Raw genomic sequence first — 19,603 nt, 5'->3', positions numbered from 1 at the left:
CAACAATTGTTCTTGATCCAATAAAATTCCCTCAAAGAATAAAACTGATATTAATAGCTATGAGAAGTGATATATAATCAAATAGAAATTAAAATTAATTTATTGTAGAATTTCTCTAAATTCTCCCTCAGTAAAAGGAATGTTTAAATCTATTAAATCCGTTTGAGATATTTCCCGAGAATATTTTAATTGAGAAAAATCTTCTAAAGTCAATTCTAAATTGAATATAATTTTTACATATCTTAATTCCTGAATGTAAAACTGTTTCACAAATTCATCTTCGAAAAGAAAGTATCCCGCACTATAACAATACCTATCTACAAATTTTTTATGTAAAGGATTAAAAGTGTTTCGGTCTAAAGCTAACCGGTCTTGAATAAAAACATAAAGCTCGTTCCCTTCACTTCTTGCAAACCGTTTGTAACTTTTACCTACGTCAATTTTTTTAAACCCTGTATTAATCAAATCAACCATTTTTTCTCTTTTTGATTCTATGGATTGACAAAAAATAGAAGTGCTAAAACATAACAGAAATAATACTAAAATATTTTTTTTCATAAATAACCAATTGAAGCGTAAATATTATTATTTACAAATTATTTCTGCAAAGCAATTTGAATAGAGTTTAAATCTAGGTAAAACTTACAAATTCTCTAAAGAAAGCATTGCTGTTTTTTCTATTAAAGGTTTAACTACACAAAATATACGCAAAACAAAAAAAGCCTCTCCGTGTGGAAAAGCTTCTCATCGGTCTATTTCTAAACCACAAGCCACCTTAAAGTGACTCAACACAACTTCTTTTACTACTTCGCGTTTACTTAGCGAAGTCGAAGTAGCGGTCTGGACGAGACTCGAACCTTGCTCAACGAGTCCAATCACTGTGGCATTTCTGCCAAATATTTTTATCTATGTTGACGATTTGTGAACTAATTCTCGTGAGTTGTAGTTCAATTTGTTTCGTCTGATGCAAAAATAGTAATTCTTTTCAATTAATAACATTTAATATCAATAAAAATTAAATCCTTTTATCCTCATACGAATTCATTGCCTGTTCAGCACATTCCCCTGCATTTTGCGAAAAGTTCCATTCCAAAAGTCTTGGATACCATCCTCAATTTCTGCTTTCCCTTCCCTACCCGATCCGCTGCACCGGACATGGACGCTTCATTCCAATCCGAAATTTTAAACGTAGTCCGCTTTAAATCCGACTGAGAATCAAATTTGTTACTTATATCCTATTCAGCATTTTCCCCTGCATTCTGTGAAAAGCACCTTTCCAGGAAAAGAGCCTTTCTACAAAGCTCTTAGCAACAACTCCGAGTATCTCGATACCCACTCCACTTATCCGATCATTCCTAAAAAAATCGGGAAGCGGTAAAACTCCATTATAATCTATATCTTTGAGTGCTTAAGACTGCCTTATCCTACTAAAAACCAAGTTCAGTTTTTAAACCTGTTCAGCACATTTCCTCTACATTTCGCGAAAAAACTACATTCCGGGAAAAGCACTTCACTACAAAACTCTTGGACACAACTCCAAAGCTTCCGATTTCCATTCCACTTGTCCTCACATTCCCGAGAAAATTCGGAAAGCGGCCAAACTCCATTCCCATTTACACCTTTGAAGTTAAGTCCGTTTTAAATATTCGAAATATTTCTTATTTTTTTCACTTAATTCTATCTGTTTAAGCTATTTCGATAGCGTTCATCTCTTATTTCCGCATAATAACCTGATAATTTATAAGATTTGGCGTGCTGTGTTTGTTTAATAAAAGATAAGCCAAGATTAAGCATATACGGGGTTTTATGCTGTTGCACAATTACCGATTCGGTATCATCATCGTTCTTAACTGATTCAAAATACTTTAATTCCAATTTCTTTTGATTTTTAAATTTGTTGGATTTTTCCAGCAATTGTTCAAATTGAAGGTCGGTTACATTATTTGTGGAATACAAAGCCTTATTTGCATATAAACATGTTAAAACATTCAACACTTCTATATCTTTTTCGTTCATTACTATTTGACTGAATTGTTTTCTATTTCCTACTTTATATACTTTGGGATCGTACATTAACGCCATTAAATCTGGAGCTAATGGATAAAAAATCTGTAAACCTTTACTTGCCATACCATTGTGTCCGTAAGGAAATTTTCGTGATTCTAAAAATTGATTGTATTTTGATATTGGATTATCACTTGTTATAATTTTTTTGGAAGTATTGTTAACGAGTAGCTTAATTTGCATATCCATCATCATTGGCAGGCTCTTAAGCAGAATGTCCAATGTTTTTTCAATCGCGTCATCGTACGCGAAGGAATATTTGTCATATTCAAATTCTTTGAATTGAGATTCAAATTTCATTGCAGTTTTCATTGTTTTATCAATCATATTATTGAACTCATCTGCATTTGCTCGCGTACGATAGGCTTGAAGTAAAATAAACAGCCAAATCCAATAATATTCATCAGACTTATTTTTAGGTAAAGTCTTTGTCTTAACTACTTTCTTTAGAATAATGGAAGTGATATCCTCAATGTTACCAAACCATTTTTCTCGTTCTAAATCCTTACCATAAAAATAAGATTCTTGTGCTTGGCCGGCTAAATCTGCTTGTTGAATAATTTCACCTGATTTTTTTAAGCATAATTTTAGGTGTTTTCCATTATTCTTATTACTGAAAAATTTCAAATAGAATTTTGGAACGTAATGTTGTTTCTTTTTTTCTGCCATAAATATCGAAATTGATTGCTAATTTAAATATTATTATTTTTTTTATTTTTTCAAACAGAACATTTTCAAATTCAATCCCACTCAGCCCATTCCCCTACATTTCGCAAAAAGCTTCATTTCGGGAAAAGAGCTTCCCTACAAAAAATTCTTGGACACAATCCCCAATTTTGACTTTCCATTCCGTTAACCCGGTCCGCTACGCTGGAACGGGACACTTCATTTCCTAGCCAAATTCGTGAATTAAGTCCGCTAAAATTGAGATAAATAATCAATCAATATCAGCGCAAAGGTAAACTCGTAAAAGACACCCATCAAAAGACTACGGCATAAAGCCATCACACTATCTAACGCTTATTTATTCCGTTTACTTTTGAGCTGTGATTTTAGCTTCCGTTTAGGTACTGGTAAAATATTGTTTAACTAAAAAATATAACATTATGAAACAAGTATCTGTAAAACACAGCATTTCATTAGAAGAAGCGGAAGAACATTATCAATTGAGTAGTGAAAATTACTCAATTGATAGTGCAGAGAGTCATTTAGCTTATTACAGAGATAAACATCCGCTGTACTACCGCACACTTTTAAATCATTATTCAAAATAAAATCTCACATTATGGAAAATTTTAATTTAGTACAACTTGATTTTGGATTCGAGTGTGAACCTTTACCATCACAGGAGAAAACATCAAATTCAAATAAAAAGCGAAGTAACGATTTCGTTTTCAATTTTATGGATTGTCTTACCAGCCTCATCATTGTTTTTAAATCTTCTTGGCAAGATACAATACCAAAAGACACACTTATAAACATAAAATTATCACGACTATTATGTTCAGTGAAGCAAGAAGAAATGGCATCGCTTAGCGAAACTTTAGCATATATGATGCCCAGAATTTATGAAGCACCAATGCCTACCGATTGGTTAAATATTTATACCTGGTTAGGTCTTAAGTATGTAATTAAGTTTAAGAATAGTGGACAATTGAATGCAATGACTGAAATAGCACCGAGCAAACTTTCAGAATATGAAATGGGGCTTTAAAATAATTTGAGAAGATGGATTTATGATAAAAGAAGAAGGCTTTAAAAGATAAATTAAAAAATGCTGAAAAATCAGAGATAAAGATATTATCTGAAAATCAGAAAGTACTTTTTTGAAGAATGAGTTGAGGCTGTTATAACCAACAAGCCAAATAAATTGCGGGCTAAAATACTTTCGTATCTGCGGATAGAGAGAGATTCGAACTCTCGGTACAGTTGCCCGTACGCCTGAACTTCAATCAGGAGCCTTAGACCACTCAGCCATCTATATTTTAACCCCTAATTTATCCTTTTTTTGAATAAACTGGCTTGAGATAACTAGTTCTAAAGCCTATGGGTGTGAAATTATGTATTCCTAATAAGTTTGCAATTTCCTTCGTTGTAGCAGCAGTAAACCCCGAATTATTGATTCCATCAACAAATCTTCTTAAATTATCTTTCAATAAATTTAAAGAATCTTCATCGATAACACGAGTGTTTTCGCTTGTATTTACATTCCACCCTTTTATGTTTGGCGGTTGCAATGTAACCAAATTATGATTAGCTGCTGGTCCGTAGAGATTCTTAAACCACTCGCCAGAGCCTAGAAGTTGATTGATGTTATCTCTAGTAATGACATCGTGGATTGCTCTTGATTTTGCTTCTAGTACTAAATAATGTTGGTCTGTCATTACCCATAGAACATCTGGGCCATTTCCAAACTCAGCTTCTGGTTCTTGTGTGTAAAAACCAATTAAACTTCCGATTTCTGCCAAAGCATTTTCAAATTTAGTATGCGGTATATCCTGACTAAAACTAAGATTTTCGAAAAGACTTTCAATATACATTTTAAAGTCTTGTGATGTTTCAAAGCGTTTAACAAAGTGAAGTATCTGTATAGCCTGTCCTTCGTTAGCTGTAATCTTGGTATAGCTATGTCCATTTTTAGATTGAAGCATATGGGAAGTTGTCTGCGCTGCTTTTAACTGTAAATCATTCGATTTAGGAGCGTTGTCAAGAAATAGATAATTTGCGGACTTCTCAAAATACCAACCGCGCTGTTTGGAAGTTAAATCAACCGAGTCAACAATATCATTTAAAATAAGATTGCTCGCACCCTCATAATCCCTTCTTCTAAATTGGTCGATAGCTCTTGATTCTACATCAGCAATTTCCAAATTTTTCAAAATACGGTCATCTGTTTTATCAACTTCGATTTTTGATAGAATATCTGAATGGTATTCTCGCCAACTCATATCTTGCACCAAGCATAGACTTGCTGTTTCTTTAATTGTTTTTAGAGCATTGTCCTTCGATTCTTCATCTAAAAGAGAAAGCCCCAATTTAAGCTGTTCTCTAGTAACAGGAGTGAAGTACTGAAGATTGGATTTGTTACCTACAAATTGCAATAAGTCTTTACCCATTAGAAAGACAGTACAGTAATCACTTCCAGACCTTACCGCCCTACCTAATCCTTGTTCTATTATCTGTGCTTTTAGTGATGCTTTTACAGATTCCAAACGTAGTTCTGCATATAGTTGTTCATAGGAGCTGAATGTCGGATAACCATCTAGAATAAGTACTCGACACATATCCCCGTTCAAATCAACGCCATCATACCTGTTTATTAATACATAAAACAGTCCCTTCTTTTTCTTTAACTTACCAATATCTTTATTTATACTTTCATTTTCGATTATTTCAGCACCGATATCTTTCCATTTGGTCGCCCTTTCTGAAGATGGTGTTAGTACCATAACATTGATTCCTGATTCAGAATATTCTTTTGCTAAGGCCATTATTTGCTCATCAGTTATTCTGGAATCGAATCTCTGTGGTGCAAGCACTAATCGTTGACCTACATCTTTACGGTCTCTAGGTATCAGGGCATTTTTAATACTATCTTTATCAATACCCAAATCTTTAATCAAATCAATTTGATCCTCAAATGTGGCTGAAAGAATATATCTATGTTTTGCTTCATTAAAAGCTCTTACATTGTGAAATGGTACATAAGATGGTGCGATTTCTATACCCCTAGGCCCTACATAGCAATCGTACGATTTTAGGTCGTCGGCAATTAATCCCCATTTAAAAAATAATTCGTTATCGTCGCTAAACTCGCCAATGAGCTCAATTAATTCCTCATTTCTTGAAAGCCAAGACCAATAAGGAACTTTCAATATTTTGGCATAGGGGTCACCTTGTATCAATCTGTGATAAGTACCGGGCGCTTGATATTTTAAATCCCCTTTAAATAATTTCAGTAATCTTTTGGCTAAATCGTGACCAAAGGGAATTAATAATGTTGTCGCATCCCTTGCTTTATCTAAGCACACGTGTGCATCATCAAGAACAATAGAACCTACGTCAATATTGTCCCTTTCAAAAATCGAACGCGAATTGAATAACTTTTGAAAAGTACATAGAAGTATTGCTTTTGAGTTTAAGAAGTCATTAGGAAATATACTTCGTTGTCCTGCATATTCTATTTCGCAAACAGGTATTCCATATAAATCTGCTTGAATTTTTGCTTGTTCTAAGAGTTGCTTATCAGGACATAAATATAAACTAGGTCCAACACCTTCAATCATTTTTGAATACAACATTAAAAGGCTAACTAACGTTTTTCCAGAACCCGTATTCATTTTGCAAAGTACATCACGCTGGTTTCTAATAGTATGCCAAGAATTTAAAACTTCTTCCTGTATTCCACGTAAATAAGCATATCCTTCTTTATGAAACAATGTTTGAAAAAGTTCTGTTGGTTCAAAATTGAGCTGTTTTGGAGTTGTATCTTCTAATTTTTTCTTAAATATATTCATTAACTGAGCGATTATTTATTGATTAACAAAATACTAAAATTTAATCAATGCTTATAAGTTATTTTAACATAAATATTTGCATAGTTAAATTAGGAATGAAATATTTAATTATCACTTTACACTATAGTAGACAAGTATATTCTATTTCATAACCCGTTCAGCCCATTCCCCTACATTTCGCGAAAGGCTCTATTTTCGGGAAAAGAGCTTCTCTAAATAGGTCTTGGACACCATCCCCAATTTCTACTTTCCATTCCGCTAACCCGATCCGCTGCGCTGGAACGGGACGCTTCATTTCATATCCGAAATCGTGAACGGAGTCCGCCAAATCGGAATTCCATTTAATCATTTGGTACCACTTCCAATGTTATTGTACTTCACAAAAGTCTTTAGAAATACTTCCGCACCCTCGCTGCCCTAACCTTTTTTTGCCAGCAAAATACCAACATTTTGAACTTGAACAGACTGCATAAACCGTTCTCGCTGCGCTTCACTTTTTATAAGTCCTTATCAATTCAAAATCTTGAAAATGTATCAGCAACAAAAAAAGGTAACAGCGAGGGCGCTATGGGAAGTAAATCTAAAATGAAACTTATGAAATCTTACAAAAACATAAAAAAGGAAGCGGCACCAAAAAAAACAAAAAAGGAAAACGCTCAAGATATAATAAGTAAATCACTTCAAAAAAATATAAACGCAAACTGTCTGAATGGTTCGGATAGCATTTTAATTAATCTTTAAATATTTTATTATGAGTACTTTAAAAAATCACGTACAGTTAATCGGAAACGTTGGACAAGAGCCAACCATTACAAACCTTGAAAGCGGTAAAAAAGTAGCCCGTTTTTCACTTGCAACTAACGAGTATTACAAGGATGCCAAAGGCGAAAAGCAAACAGAAACTAATTGGCATACAGTTGTAGCTTGGGGCAAGACTGCCGAAATCATTGAAAAATATGTTGATAAAGGCAAGGAAGTAGGTGTTACGGGAAAATTGAAATCCCGAAGCTACGAGGACAAAGAGGGTATCAAGCGATATGTTACCGAAATCGAAGCAAATGAAATCCTTTTACTTGGTAGTAAAGACAAGTAGAACTTAAAATGGAAGAGGGCGTTCCTCTTGAAAGTTACGCCCTCTTTTTCATTATTAACTCTTTAAAATCAAATTAAAATGAAAGCACAAGTTAACGAAATCAAAGAAGGATTGCAACATTTTCACGGTACGGAAATGTTCTATCAAATCCCATTATTAAGAACACGTTTTACGGACGGAATAAAATATCTTGCTAATGTGGCAGATTGTTTTTGGCTAATTACGGACACTTCCGTAATTGCAAAAAGTCTGATGAACCGAAGCGAATTTATAACCATAGATTTTAAAAGATTGTCCGAAGAAAAACAGGATTATTCGGGTTATGAAGCCGAGATAATTTACAGCGATGGCAACGACAATATTTTGGAAAAACACGGCTATCGGGCGACCGATTTTCCGCTCGATGAACTGCGGTTATTTTTTGTAAATGATACGCTGATGTTACCAAGTGAATACTAAAATTTAAAGCTATGGTTTATCTCAATTTTACAGACTTGAGCGAGAAGGCTCAAAACCGTCTTTTGGAAGATTCCAAAAAGGATGTGGAACGAAAATTTGGCGACGATATTCGCAAATACGTAAGAGAAAATTATACCTGTTTTGAAACGATGATAGAGGAAGAAGCATTACGAAATTTATATTCCTATACGTTTATTTTCAACATCTAATTTTCTAAACTTTATAGTCAAGCACCTCTAAATTTTTGGAGGTGTTTTTGTATACAATTAATTTCAAGTCGAGAAAAAAGCGTATCTTTATTTCGCTGTAATTCGGCACACATAAATTCATATAGTTATCCCATTTTTAACTTTCGCTGATAGCTGTATCCATCTATAATTTACATATAGGAATTTTCGAATTCCTAAAAGGGCAATTGGCTTTTTAGCCAGATTGTATGAAATTTTTGTCACGCTATGGCGTGACGAAAAGGAATAGCAAGAGGGTAACGGGCAGAGCCACGTTACATATTCCTTTTAACGCATAAACCCTTGAATTTCAAGCACTTGAAAATTATCGGATTATATAAATTTCTTCGATTTGCGTCAAATGCCTCCAAAGAGCCTGTAAACAGGGATGGATTTACGTCAAACACAAAAAAAAAGCGAAAGAAAATGGATTCATTCATCACCATCAGGTTCAAAAGGAAAACTGCCAAACGTTTTCAAGAATTTTCGAAAAAGCACTTCAAGACACATACGGAAACTATGGAGGCCATTCTTGATTTTTTCTTCTACAATGAGATATCGCCAAAAGAAAAATTAGGTCCGACAGGGCGAACCATAGAATCCAAGTTACTCAAAAGAATAAATGCAGTAATTGCTATAATGAGGGATGTTGAAAAGACCCAAACCAAGCCCACAGTTGCAATGTTGGAATCACTTTTTCAGATGGAAGAACCGAAAAAGAAAACGTTGATTTTGGAAAAGAAATTCGTGGAAGAAAAAAAGGAAGTGCGCTTTCGCGAAAAGCAAAATCTTAATAACGACCTCAAAAATTTTTAGCGATGTACATAACAATAACACCTCAAAAAATGGGAGGCAATTATTCTAAAAGTTCGGCTGATTTTGTTGGTTATCTGGAGAAGGAAAACCGGGGATTGGAACAGCAGGATATGGAACATTTCTTTAACCAATATGGCGACGAGATTTCAGCAGAAGAAGTGGTCAGGGAGATAGATGGTAATACTGCAAAACTTGAAAAGCACGAACCACGGTTTTATTCCATTACCGTAAGCCCATCTAAATACGAACTGAAACGTTTGCAGAATCATAGTCAAGATTTGCAAAAATACACCCGTGAAATTATGAAGGATTATGTGGCTTCATTTAATCGCGAAATCAATGGACGACCCATTACAATCGATGACATAAAATACTATGCAAAAATTGAACACCAAAGAACCTTCAAAGGAACGGACTTTCAGATAAAAGAAAACCAACCGTATGCCACAAAAATACTTCAGCTTAAAACTGAAATCCGAAATGTGCAAGATGGGCGAGCGGAAGGGAATGTGAAAAAATTGGAAAAAGAAATTGTGAAACTCGAAAGAGAAGCACCGCACCAACAGAACGGAAAACGAATTGTACAAGGAATGCCAAAAGCTGGAAACCAAAGTCATATCCATATTATTGTGAGCCGTAAGGATGCTTCCAATAAATTCAGCTTGTCCCCAGGAAGTAAATACAAAGCTTCTGATGTTGAATTAAATGGTAAAACCGTAAAACGGGGATTTGATAGAGATAGATTTTTTACAAGTGCAGAAAAGACGTTTGACAAGACTTTTGGCTATCAAAGAAACTTCGCCGAAACCTACAAGGCAAGAAAGGATTTCATCAAAAATCCGAAAATCTATTTTGCTTCACTAATGAAACTGCCCACCAACGAAAAAGCATTGGCGTTCAAAATAATGGGAAAAAGTGGCATCCCGATGATGCCAAGTATTCCTGTTACACAGGCACAATTGGCAATGAAAATTTTTAATAGGCTACGACGAGGTGCGGGAGTGGCCATAAAATCGAGTTCCATCGGAATCTAATTTAAAATTATGCAAATGGACAATCTCGTAACTGTACTTTTTATTATTGGTTTGGCCAGTAGTGCTTTCTATGGAATATTTCGGGTTAGCAGATATGCATTTGTCTTCAATTTTCTATTGATTGGCGCTTTTGTGTATTATTTAAATGAACAATTACCATTGGTGCAAATAGCACTTTATTTTGTTTGTCCTCTGATATTAATTAATATAGGATTGTATGTTTACCTTCATAAAACCGAAAGCCCAAAAAATGGCGATAGCAAGTATCAGGTCAACTTTGCAACGACCAAAGGAAACTTTAAACTCGACAACATCAAACGTGGAGCATCAATTATTGGTTCTGCCGGAAGCGGAAAGACCGAGAGTGTTGTGTATGGATTCCTGAAACATTTCCAAAAAGAAGGATTTTGTGGCATCATTCACGATTACAAAGATTTTGAACTGACCGAAATGGCTTATCCACTCTTTAAAGATGGAGGAATTCCATTTAAGGTCATTTCCTTCGATAAAATCATCCATAGGGTAAATCCTATAGCACCTCGCTATTTAGAGAACGAGGAAAGCGTAAATGAGGTTTCAAGGGTGGTAATCGAAAACCTTTTGGAGCAACGGGAATCTGGAACAACCGGAACAACAAAATTCTTCAATGATGCGGCTGAAGGATTGATAGGTGGGTTGATCTGGAAACTGAAAACTACATATCCAGAATTCTGTACGCTACCGCATTTAATAGCTATTTATCAGTATCTCGATACCGACAGTCTTATCAAGTTTTTGGAAACCAATACCACATCAAGAGCTATGGCAGATGCTTTTATTAGTGGCAAGGATTCTGAAAGGCAGACAGCGGGGGTAAAAAGTACCTTAGCGAATGCGCTTAAACGAATTAGTACACAGCGTATTTTTATGGCATTGTCCGCAGATGAAGTGCCACTCAATATAAATAGTCCAGAAAATCCTTGTGTAATTTCAATTGTAAATAATCCGAAATTTGAAACATCTTATTCGCCCGTTATCGCTACGATCATACATACTATAACTAAACAAATGAGTGTTCGAAATAGCAAACCATCTTTTCTATTGATGGAAGAAGCTCCGACTATTCGCTTATTGAATATGCACCGCATTCCTGCAACTCTCCGAAGCTATAATATTTCTACGATTTATGTGATGCAGGATAAGATACAAAATGATATGATGTATGGAGATAAAGCAAGTAAAGCGATATTAAGCAATCTTTCTTATCAATTTTTTGGAAAAGTCAACGATCCAGATACTGCAAAATATTATGAACGCTTTTTTGAAATTATTAAGGATCCTACCAAGAGTATAAGTCGAGGACATAACCTTGATTTTGATACCCGAATTACAATTGGAGAAAAGGAAAATCCAAAAATAAGGGCTGATGTTTTCTTTCGATTAAAGCAAGGAGAGTTTATCACATATGCGGATGGTAAGGATAAAAAAATTCAGTTCAAGTTAGCCAAAATAAAAAGAGAGTTTCCAAGAAGATCGAAGCAGTTTTTCCAAACTGATTTAGAGGCAAATTTTGAGAGAATTTATGAAGAAGCGAGGTCGATTTTCGATCAGTAAATGTCTTTGCTTTTTAAAACATTCAATTGTATCAGTAATATTTAGAGGGATAGCTTTATATTTATAGCTTATATAATAGGCGATGTGTAATATTAAAAAAATAGATTTTGTACATTATTAACTTTAGGGGATTACAAAAAGGAGATGTTATTTTAACACGATATAATACTCGTGAATGCCGCCTTATTCGTGCATCAACAAATTCGGAATATTCGCACGCTATTCTCTATGTTGGAGTTGGAAGTGCAATCGAATCAAATGGTTTAGGTGTTCAATCAATTAATGTATTACGTCAAATATTCAAAAATGATGACGATGTTGTTGTTTTGAGATTTAATCAAGATATGACGCAAAAACAAGTGAATGATATAGTCTTCTTTGCACGTGGAAAAATTGGGACGGAATATTCAACAAAAGAAGCAAGGCTTTCTCGTTTAAAAGAGATTTTAATTGCGAAAGAAGTTAACAGACAGTTTTGTACTCGTTTCGTGGCTCAAGCATATGAAAAGGCAGGTTTCAAAATTGTTGAGAATCCAGACTATTGTACACCGCAAGAAATTTTGGATTCACAGCAATTTACACGTGTAGAAAGATTAGTATTAAGTGCTAATGAAAAGGAGATTGAGTATGCAACCGAAGTTAATCATCTAATTGACCAACAAACAGAAATAACAAACGTAATATTAGAAAAAGCTCGAAATCTAACAAATGAAGATATTCAGACATTTGAGCAATTATCAAAATATGTTTTAGAAAATTTAGATAAGGAATCAACAATCACACAAATTATTAAAGATTCTGGTTATCTTGATATGTGGAAAAAAGATTGTGAGCGAAATCCCTGGCATTATGATTATGAAGAAGCTTTGACTCATTACAAAAATAAAAACCAAAGAAAAGAAGTGGGAGAATTTTTTTTCAATACAGAAAAGCAAACAAGACAACGATTTATAATATCATTAGATGCTATGGAATTTGGTTATAAATATTTCAATCAGGAATATTTCCAAATTCAAATAGAACTGTGCGAAAAACTAATAGAATTAAGTAAGCAAAGAGAGAAAGTTGGACTGCAATTAATCAGCGGATAAAAACAGACATAACAAATTTTAAATATGGTCATTTCAGGCTATCCCAAATTTTCTGTTTATTTCCGAAGACAACTGTATTAAGGAACGAAGTATAATAATTAATTATTCTATTTCGAAAATTTGGGCTTACTGAATAGTTTCTATTTAAAAAGGTAATAATTTATCTAAACAAATCCACAAGTACAGAATGGAATATATAGTCCTCGATACAAATATTTTTATTAAAGAGAATTTTCTTGAAGGAAAAAGAATTCGGCAACTTCTCAAATTTTCTGAAGAAGAGAAGATTAAGATTGTTATGACGAAAATAACGATTGGAGAGGTTAAAAGCCGATTTAAGAAATTTTCAGGAAAAGCAGTCCAAGACTTAAATGAGTTTAAAAATCAATTTGAGTCCCGTGTATTAAGAAACAATTCAGCAGGAAAGAAAATTTTTGAGCGAATCGTTAATGAAAACATTGAAAAGGAATTTAATGATGAATTTGATGCTATTCTTCTAAAATCAAAAGTCCTTGTAATTGATTATCGCGAATTAAATATAGAAACCGTTTTTGAGAAATATTTTAAAAATGAATTTCCGTTTAATGGTGGAGACAAGAAAAATGAATTTCCTGACGCATTTGCATTGGACTTAATTGAAAAATGGTGTATTGAGAAGAAATTAAAATGTACCGTATTTTCATCCGATAAAGATTTTTTAAACTTCGAGAGTGAACATTTCGAAATAACTAAAGACTACGAAAATTATCTCGATGAAAAACTAAAATATTATCTAACAGAAGAACATAGGATTTCAGTGCTTAATAAACTATTTGAGCAAAACTCAAATAAAATTGATGATGAGATTGAAAATTGGTATCGGTCTAAGTTAGATGATGATAGTTTGTATCATATGGTAGTTTGGAATGATATTCACGACATTGAAATAACGGAAGTGATTGTTAAAAACAAATTATTCCAAATTGTATCCATTGATAAAGAATCTATTGAAATTGAAATTGAGGCAGAGGTAACATTCAAAGTTGAATTAGTCATAGATGATGAAGATTTTTCCCATTATGATAATGAAGATAAAGTTACCTATTACTTCAAAACCAAAATTGAAGAAATAGAAAGGGACGTAACGGCAACTTTGTCAGTTCTTGCCTATATTATTGATAAGGACGATTACGAGGAGGAATTTGAAATCATCGAAATCAATAGAGATGAGAAGTTAAGAATTGAAGAACGGTATGATGACTACCGATAATTTATATTTTAAACGTGAATTGACTGTTTCCATATCAAAAGCCCTATAGAGTTAATAAAGTCGGTATTCCTTTAAAGTCTTACTTTTTAACCACAGATTCTCTTATTTAAAAGTCATTTCACAAAAGTTAAATACAGTGATAAATTAACATATCAGGTAAGAAGTATTTTTTGATAAATGAATACTTAATACATCAGAGTCTATAGGTAGAAGTATTGAAATGGGTACAAAACCATTTATCCATAAACTTGGAAATATTCCAAATATTAATGAAATCCTGATTATCAAATTCACAAAATCATTTGTACCTTTGAAAGATATTTAGTATATGATTAACTAATACGGATTTTAGACAATTTGCAAAATGATTGATTTTGATATAATAGAAAATTTAGGCTTGGAAAAGGCCGTATCTGTTATTTCAGAACCTAATCAAGTTTCTGAAAGTCAATTAGGTGTCATAAATCAAGTGAAGGATTTTGGTATTGATGAAATTTATTTCAGCACCGATGACAATCATAACAGTTATCCAGCGGTATTCTTAAAGGAAGTCCAAAAATTTGATGACTTGGTTCTTCGAGAAATTGCCACTGCACAAAAAAAAATATGGAACTTTAAAAAGGTCATCTTTCTTTACGTTTATTCTGAAACGGAAATACGAATCTACAATTGCGCCGAAAAACCCTTGTTGATAAAATCCAATGATTTTGACTATAATAAGGAACTTAAAAAGCTTGAAATAGAGTCTTACAAGTTTTCGGATAAAAATAAATTAAAAGAACTACAAAATCTTTTTTCCACCATTGCCATCGATACCGGTATTATTTGGACGTTGAAGGAAGCTGTCGAGATTCGAAAGAAGATTAGTCTTAAGCGAAGAGTCGATAAATATCTTGTAGATAGTCTTACCTATACTGCCAAACAATTACAGGACGATGGATTAGAGATTAACCTTATCCATAAAATAATAATGCGTTCTCTCTTTCTTCTATATTTGGAAGATAGGGGCGCAACCGATGCAAAATTCTATTCTGGAATCAAAGAAGGAGCTCAATCTTATTTCGACATTCTGGATGATGAAGATAAAACGTATTCGCTTTACCGCAAGTTGGAGGAATATTTTAATGGTAATGTTTTTACTGTTGATAACAATGAAACCATTTCGAGAGAGCATCTGCAAATAATCAAAAAATGTTTTATTAATGGCAATGATGATTCGCAGAAACAGAATCTCTTTGAAGATTTTCGACTTTTCGACTTTAGTATTATCCAAATTGAATTATTGAGTGAAATTTACGAGAATTTCCTTTCCGAAATAAACCCCACTCTAAAACAAGATACTGGTACATATTACACACCACCATCACTTGTTGAACTTATATTAAATGAAAAGTTACCAATTGCAAGGTCAGAGAAAAACTTCAACATTAAGATTTTGGACCCGACCTGTGGTTCCGGAATTTTTCTCGTAGAAAGCTTTAAACGTTTGGTAAAGCGTCACGAAAATGCAACCTCTAAAAAACTTACTGACTTTAATGAGTTGAAGAAGTTGCTGACGGATAATATTTTTGGGATTGAAATACATCCACAATCCATTAAGGTGGCAGCATTCAGTCTTTATTTGGCTTTGGTAGATAACTTAAATCCTAAAACGATTTGGCAGAATAAAGATTACCGATTGCCTTATTTGATAAACGATCCTTCAGACGGCTCATTGGTAGAGCAAGGCAATAATTTGTTTCGTAGTGATACTATAAAATCGAATCCAGAAGTAGAAGCCATTAAATTTGACTTGGTTGTTGGAAATCCGCCCTTTGGCACCAAGAAACTATCTCAAGCTATAAGAGATTATAGCGATAAATACGGTTTTGCCAAAGAAATGGTGCTACCGTTTTTGCACAAAGCAACAACGTTCTCTGAAAATGGAGAAATTGCCTTGATTTTCAATACCAAAATACTCACAAACACTAAAATTACGTATCAAAATTTTAGAAAGTGGCTTTTCAATGAATGCTATGTAGAAAAGATTTATAATTTCTCCATTTTACGGAATGCACCGAAAGATTTTGGCGGGCAATTGTTCGGTTCTGCAACGGGACCTATCAGTATTGTCTTTTATAGAAAAAACGCACCAAACAAGAAAACTGATACTATTGTTTATTATGCTCCCAAAACTTATATCAAATCCAATGTTATTGAAGGTGTTAGTATTGATGGGACAGATTTAAAATATCTTCCCCGAGAAGAATGCAAAAATCCGACTTCTAAAATTTGGAAAATTGCAATGTGGGGTGGAAATGGGGATATGAAATTGATTCATAAATTAAATTCTTTAGATAGTCTGGAGCAGTTTATTTCAGATGAAAAATTTGATAGAGGTTCAGGATTGCAATATTTGAATGATTCCACAAAGAACCCTAAAGTAGATACTGAAATTCCTAATAGATATATTGCACCGAAGAATATTCGGAGATACGCGTCAAATTCGTTTTCGGACTTAAATTCTGGGCTTTCTCTAAAATCTAAAGAAATATACGCTAAACATTATGGTGTGTCAGTAAGCGACATACCTACCATAGATGTTTTTAGACGTGTGGGAGCGAAAAAAACTTATTTTGCGCCGCATATTCTAATTAAAGAAGGTCTTTCCAATTGGAAAATTTGTGCTTCCTATGAAAATGAAGATTGCTCTTTCAATAGTAAAGTTTTAGGTGTCAGTCATAGTGATGCTAATTTACTCAAAGGCTTAACTTGTTTCATAAACTCAAAACTTGCTTATTATTATCTTTTTCTTTGTTCGGCATCCATCGGAATAGAAAGAGAGGAAATTAAACCAAACGAAGTTTACAAACTTCCTTTTTCTCTATCTAAAGAGAATTTATATTATTTAGCTGAAATATATGACAGAATGTGTAGTGAATCTGAAATTCTAAATAATAGTTTAAAAGAGCAAGAGAAGCAGATTGATGAATACATATTTAAGTGTTTTAACTTTTCAAAGGACGAGAATCTTATCGTAGATAGTTTTGTTGAATTTACTATCCCATTATTAATTAAGAGGTATCAATATGTTCTTGGTCCAACAAACCTTCAGGATATTCAAGATTATGCTGTGAAAGTATCAGAATATTTGAATGACTTTTTGCAAAATCAGAATCTGTATGCCAATTGTACAATATTTGTAAAAGTGAATCATTTTTCGCCTCTGATGATAACTAAAGTTACATTTGAAGATACTGAAAAAGCAGTCTTAAAATCAATTGTGCCGATTGATGACATACTGAAAGTTTTGGATAAGGAATTATGGAAAAAGAAGGCAACAAATATATATTTCAGAAAAAAATTAAATTACAAAACTGGTAACGACATTTTTATTATTCGTCCCAATCAGAAAAGATTCTGGACACAATCAATGGCAATTGAAGATGCTTCGGAATTAATTCTGGAAATTTTAAACGAAGTATAAGTAATGGGATTGAACAAAGTAATAGTTGCCAGCTTTAAGAGAGGTTTCGAAGATAAATGTTTTCAGCTGATAATGGAATCTTATGCAAAACTTTTGGTAACAAAGGTTATCCAGCTCAATTGGGATGAGAATGATATCACATCGGAACTGCATACACACATAAATCAAAATCCGCTACGATTAAAGTGGAATATCGTAACGAATGTTGAGCAACATTTACCTAAAAATGATACTAAAAAGGAAAAGGGTTTTGCCGCAAAGTTACCTCGTATAGACCTTCGATTGGTAACCATAAATTCCGACCTTGAATATGAATATCATATGGAAGCAAAAAATCTGAAGGAAACTGATTCTGGCCTAAAGCGACGATATATAGATACAGGCATCAACAATTTTGTCTCACATAAATATGAGAATGGTTGCTTACTTGGCTATGTACTTGAAGGAGATTTGGGTAAAACAGTTGAAGGAGTAAACAAACTTTTGAAAAAAGATAAGAGAGCTTCCGAATGTCTACACGCCAAGCCACATAATTTGCACTATGCTTATTACGAATCAGAACACATTAATAGCTTTACTTTAAAGCACTTTATGTTCGATTTTATACAACTTCATAGTGCTTGAGAAACCAATTTTGTTATAAGTGTCGTTTAGAATTCCCTGTTAATTTCACTCTCAATTAAAACAATTATTAAGGCACTACAAAGTTTTTTTTGCGATCTTCTGTATGATTTGAAAAGTTGATCCGTGAAAATTTAAAAAGGCCCCTTATCCCTCGGTCCATTATGCGTTACTTTCCATTGGCCATCTTCTTGAACCAGTTTAAAAACACCGGACTTTGGGTCGTAAGCCGTTGAATATTTAACCCAAGCCACCTCACCATCCATAGCTTCATCCACCACCTTAAAATGAGCTTCTGAATCTTTATCTTCAGTAAACATTGCTTGAATGCTGGAAAGGTTTGCATATCCTTCAGCGGTGGTATGTTTTTTTAATGTAGCTTCATCGCCGTGATAAAAACTTTCGGCAACAACTTTGGCAGTTTCAGAAGGGGAAAGATTCTTGTTTTCTGAACAGGAGAAGAACAACAGTAAGAACGAGCAAATGACTAAATTTTTCATAACGTTACTAATTTGGGTTATTGATATAACTATGTGATATTTTCAGTTCAATATTACGTTCGCCATCTTTTTCGCGTATTTCCAAAATTGCTCTACGGTCATTGGATAATGAAAACTTTGGTATTACATATACAAACCGTGCTGTTTCATTTTTTTTTATTTTGGAAGGCAGATTGTGTTTAAATAACGGTTCTTGATAGAGACGTTGTAACGATTTCTTTTTTCCTTTCTGTCTTGTTTCAACCGAGAGTTTTAAGAAATTCAAATCGTAATCCAAAGTAGAATTATTCTTAATTTGAATGACAAAGTAAAGTTCTTCCGTATCAAAAACAATGTTTTCGACGCTTAAAACTATACCTTCGGTTCGTTTTTTAATCCTACCTACACGCTGCTTTCTTTCAAGAAGATAAGAACTGAATTTCTTGTAATAATAATTTCTGTTATCAACATTACTTTCAGCAGTAGCAACCGAAATAGAATCATTCATTATTGGTCTTTCGTTCCCAATACTACTTGACTTCGGAATGAAATAATTGAACTTGGTTAAATTCTTTTTATACCTTACAATATACGAAAAAATTGAACCATCTCTATTGACTATCAGAAGATTGCTTTCTTTACCAGGCTTTGCTTGAAGCAAACCGAAATACTGCTCTTTTTCTCGGTTATACGTAAATATAAAATTGTCCGAACCGGTTATGCCTTGCCGAATAGGCTCTGGAAAAAACAGCGCAACATTTTTAGTGTCATTCGCATAGATGGTATCTTTTACGATTGTTTCTTGTGCTGTTACCTGCGCCCAACAAAGTCGAGGTACAAAAGTTGCAACAGCTATAAATAATGAAGTTATAATATATTTTTTCATAATAGTGA

Annotated in this window: 18 protein-coding genes and 1 tRNA gene; 13 read left to right on the top strand and 6 right to left on the bottom strand. The window is 33.5% G+C overall.

All coding sequences use genetic code 11. The annotated features are described in order from the left end of the window. Positions 1–99: 99 nt before the first annotated feature. Together G3A46_RS00270 and G3A46_RS00265 are read right to left on the bottom strand one after the other, a co-directional pair. The gene (locus tag G3A46_RS00270) at positions 100–558 is read right to left on the bottom strand and encodes a hypothetical protein (RefSeq protein ID WP_165144596.1); all 459 of its coding nucleotides are present in this window, start codon (positions 556–558) and stop codon (positions 100–102) included. Positions 559–1,677: 1,119 nt separating this feature from the next. Further along, entirely contained in the window at positions 1,678–2,733 is a 1,056-nt protein-coding gene (locus tag G3A46_RS00265) for a DUF4238 domain-containing protein (RefSeq protein WP_165144593.1), read from the bottom strand. A 437-nt stretch (positions 2,734–3,170) separates the two neighbouring features. Here G3A46_RS00265 and G3A46_RS00260 point away from each other — a divergent pair, with 437 nt between their 5' ends. Beyond that, a complete protein-coding gene (locus tag G3A46_RS00260; RefSeq protein ID WP_165144591.1) occupies positions 3,171–3,338 on the top strand; it encodes a hypothetical protein in 168 nt (55 codons plus the stop codon). 11 nt (positions 3,339–3,349) lie between these two features. Next, entirely contained in the window at positions 3,350–3,778 is a 429-nt protein-coding gene (locus tag G3A46_RS00255; protein ID WP_165144588.1) for a hypothetical protein, read from the top strand. A gap of 183 nt (positions 3,779–3,961) precedes the next feature. Here the strand turns inward: G3A46_RS00255 and G3A46_RS00250 are convergent. Further along, positions 3,962–4,046 (bottom strand) — tRNA-Phe (locus tag G3A46_RS00250). Between the two features lie 15 nt (positions 4,047–4,061). Then, on the bottom strand, positions 4,062–6,581 hold the full coding sequence (locus G3A46_RS00245; protein ID WP_165144585.1) for a DEAD/DEAH box helicase: 2,520 nt from the start codon (positions 6,579–6,581) through the stop codon (positions 4,062–4,064). Positions 6,582–7,175: 594 nt separating this feature from the next. Between G3A46_RS00245 and G3A46_RS00240 the strand changes: the two genes are divergently transcribed. From G3A46_RS00240 to G3A46_RS00190, 11 genes are all read left to right on the top strand, one after another. Then, on the top strand, positions 7,176–7,322 hold the full coding sequence (locus G3A46_RS00240; protein ID WP_165144462.1) for a hypothetical protein: 147 nt from the start codon (positions 7,176–7,178) through the stop codon (positions 7,320–7,322). 10 nt (positions 7,323–7,332) lie between these two features. Then, positions 7,333–7,674, top strand: coding sequence for a single-stranded DNA-binding protein (gene ssb, locus G3A46_RS00235; RefSeq protein WP_165144582.1), 342 nt, complete (start codon positions 7,333–7,335; stop codon positions 7,672–7,674). A 78-nt stretch (positions 7,675–7,752) separates the two neighbouring features. After that, complete coding sequence (locus tag G3A46_RS00230) at positions 7,753–8,133, top strand: DUF6876 family protein (protein WP_165144579.1); 381 nt, start codon at positions 7,753–7,755, stop codon at positions 8,131–8,133. An 11-nt stretch (positions 8,134–8,144) separates the two neighbouring features. Then, positions 8,145–8,342: a hypothetical protein gene (locus G3A46_RS00225; protein ID WP_165144576.1), complete on the top strand. Its 198-nt coding sequence runs from the start codon at positions 8,145–8,147 to the stop codon at positions 8,340–8,342. A 444-nt stretch (positions 8,343–8,786) separates the two neighbouring features. After that, entirely contained in the window at positions 8,787–9,176 is a 390-nt protein-coding gene (locus G3A46_RS00220; protein ID WP_165144573.1) for a BfmA/BtgA family mobilization protein, read from the top strand. A gap of 2 nt (positions 9,177–9,178) precedes the next feature. Next, on the top strand, positions 9,179–10,210 hold the full coding sequence (gene mobB, locus G3A46_RS00215; protein WP_165144570.1) for a MobB family relaxase: 1,032 nt from the start codon (positions 9,179–9,181) through the stop codon (positions 10,208–10,210). 9 nt (positions 10,211–10,219) lie between these two features. Next, positions 10,220–11,803 carry a type IV secretory system conjugative DNA transfer family protein gene (locus G3A46_RS00210; RefSeq protein ID WP_165144567.1) on the top strand — a complete coding sequence of 528 codons (1,584 nt, stop codon included), beginning with the start codon at positions 10,220–10,222 and terminating at the stop codon, positions 11,801–11,803. 107 nt (positions 11,804–11,910) lie between these two features. After that, on the top strand, positions 11,911–12,894 hold the full coding sequence (locus G3A46_RS00205) for a YiiX/YebB-like N1pC/P60 family cysteine hydrolase (protein ID WP_165144564.1): 984 nt from the start codon (positions 11,911–11,913) through the stop codon (positions 12,892–12,894). 187 nt (positions 12,895–13,081) lie between these two features. Further along, positions 13,082–14,143 (top strand): PIN domain-containing protein, encoded by a 1,062-nt coding sequence (locus G3A46_RS00200; RefSeq protein ID WP_165144561.1) that lies wholly within the window; start codon positions 13,082–13,084, stop codon positions 14,141–14,143. Positions 14,144–14,507: 364 nt separating this feature from the next. Beyond that, entirely contained in the window at positions 14,508–17,609 is a 3,102-nt protein-coding gene (locus G3A46_RS00195; RefSeq protein WP_165144558.1) for an N-6 DNA methylase, read from the top strand. A 3-nt stretch (positions 17,610–17,612) separates the two neighbouring features. Then, complete coding sequence (locus G3A46_RS00190) at positions 17,613–18,233, top strand: hypothetical protein (protein ID WP_165144555.1); 621 nt, start codon at positions 17,613–17,615, stop codon at positions 18,231–18,233. A 131-nt stretch (positions 18,234–18,364) separates the two neighbouring features. Here G3A46_RS00190 and G3A46_RS00185 read toward each other — a convergent pair whose 3' ends face one another. Beyond that, a complete protein-coding gene (locus G3A46_RS00185; protein WP_165144552.1) occupies positions 18,365–18,730 on the bottom strand; it encodes a hypothetical protein in 366 nt (121 codons plus the stop codon). A gap of 7 nt (positions 18,731–18,737) precedes the next feature. Beyond that, positions 18,738–19,595: a DUF4138 domain-containing protein gene (locus G3A46_RS00180; RefSeq protein WP_165144549.1), complete on the bottom strand. Its 858-nt coding sequence runs from the start codon at positions 19,593–19,595 to the stop codon at positions 18,738–18,740. Positions 19,596–19,603: the final 8 nt, after the last annotated feature.

Source organism: Aequorivita sp. KMM 9714, from assembly GCF_011065475.1.
Taxonomy (GTDB): Bacteria; Bacteroidota; Bacteroidia; order Flavobacteriales; family Flavobacteriaceae; genus Aequorivita; species Aequorivita sinensis.
The sequence above is the reverse complement of the archived record's forward strand: the minus strand, read 5'-3'. Positions and strand labels throughout refer to the sequence as shown.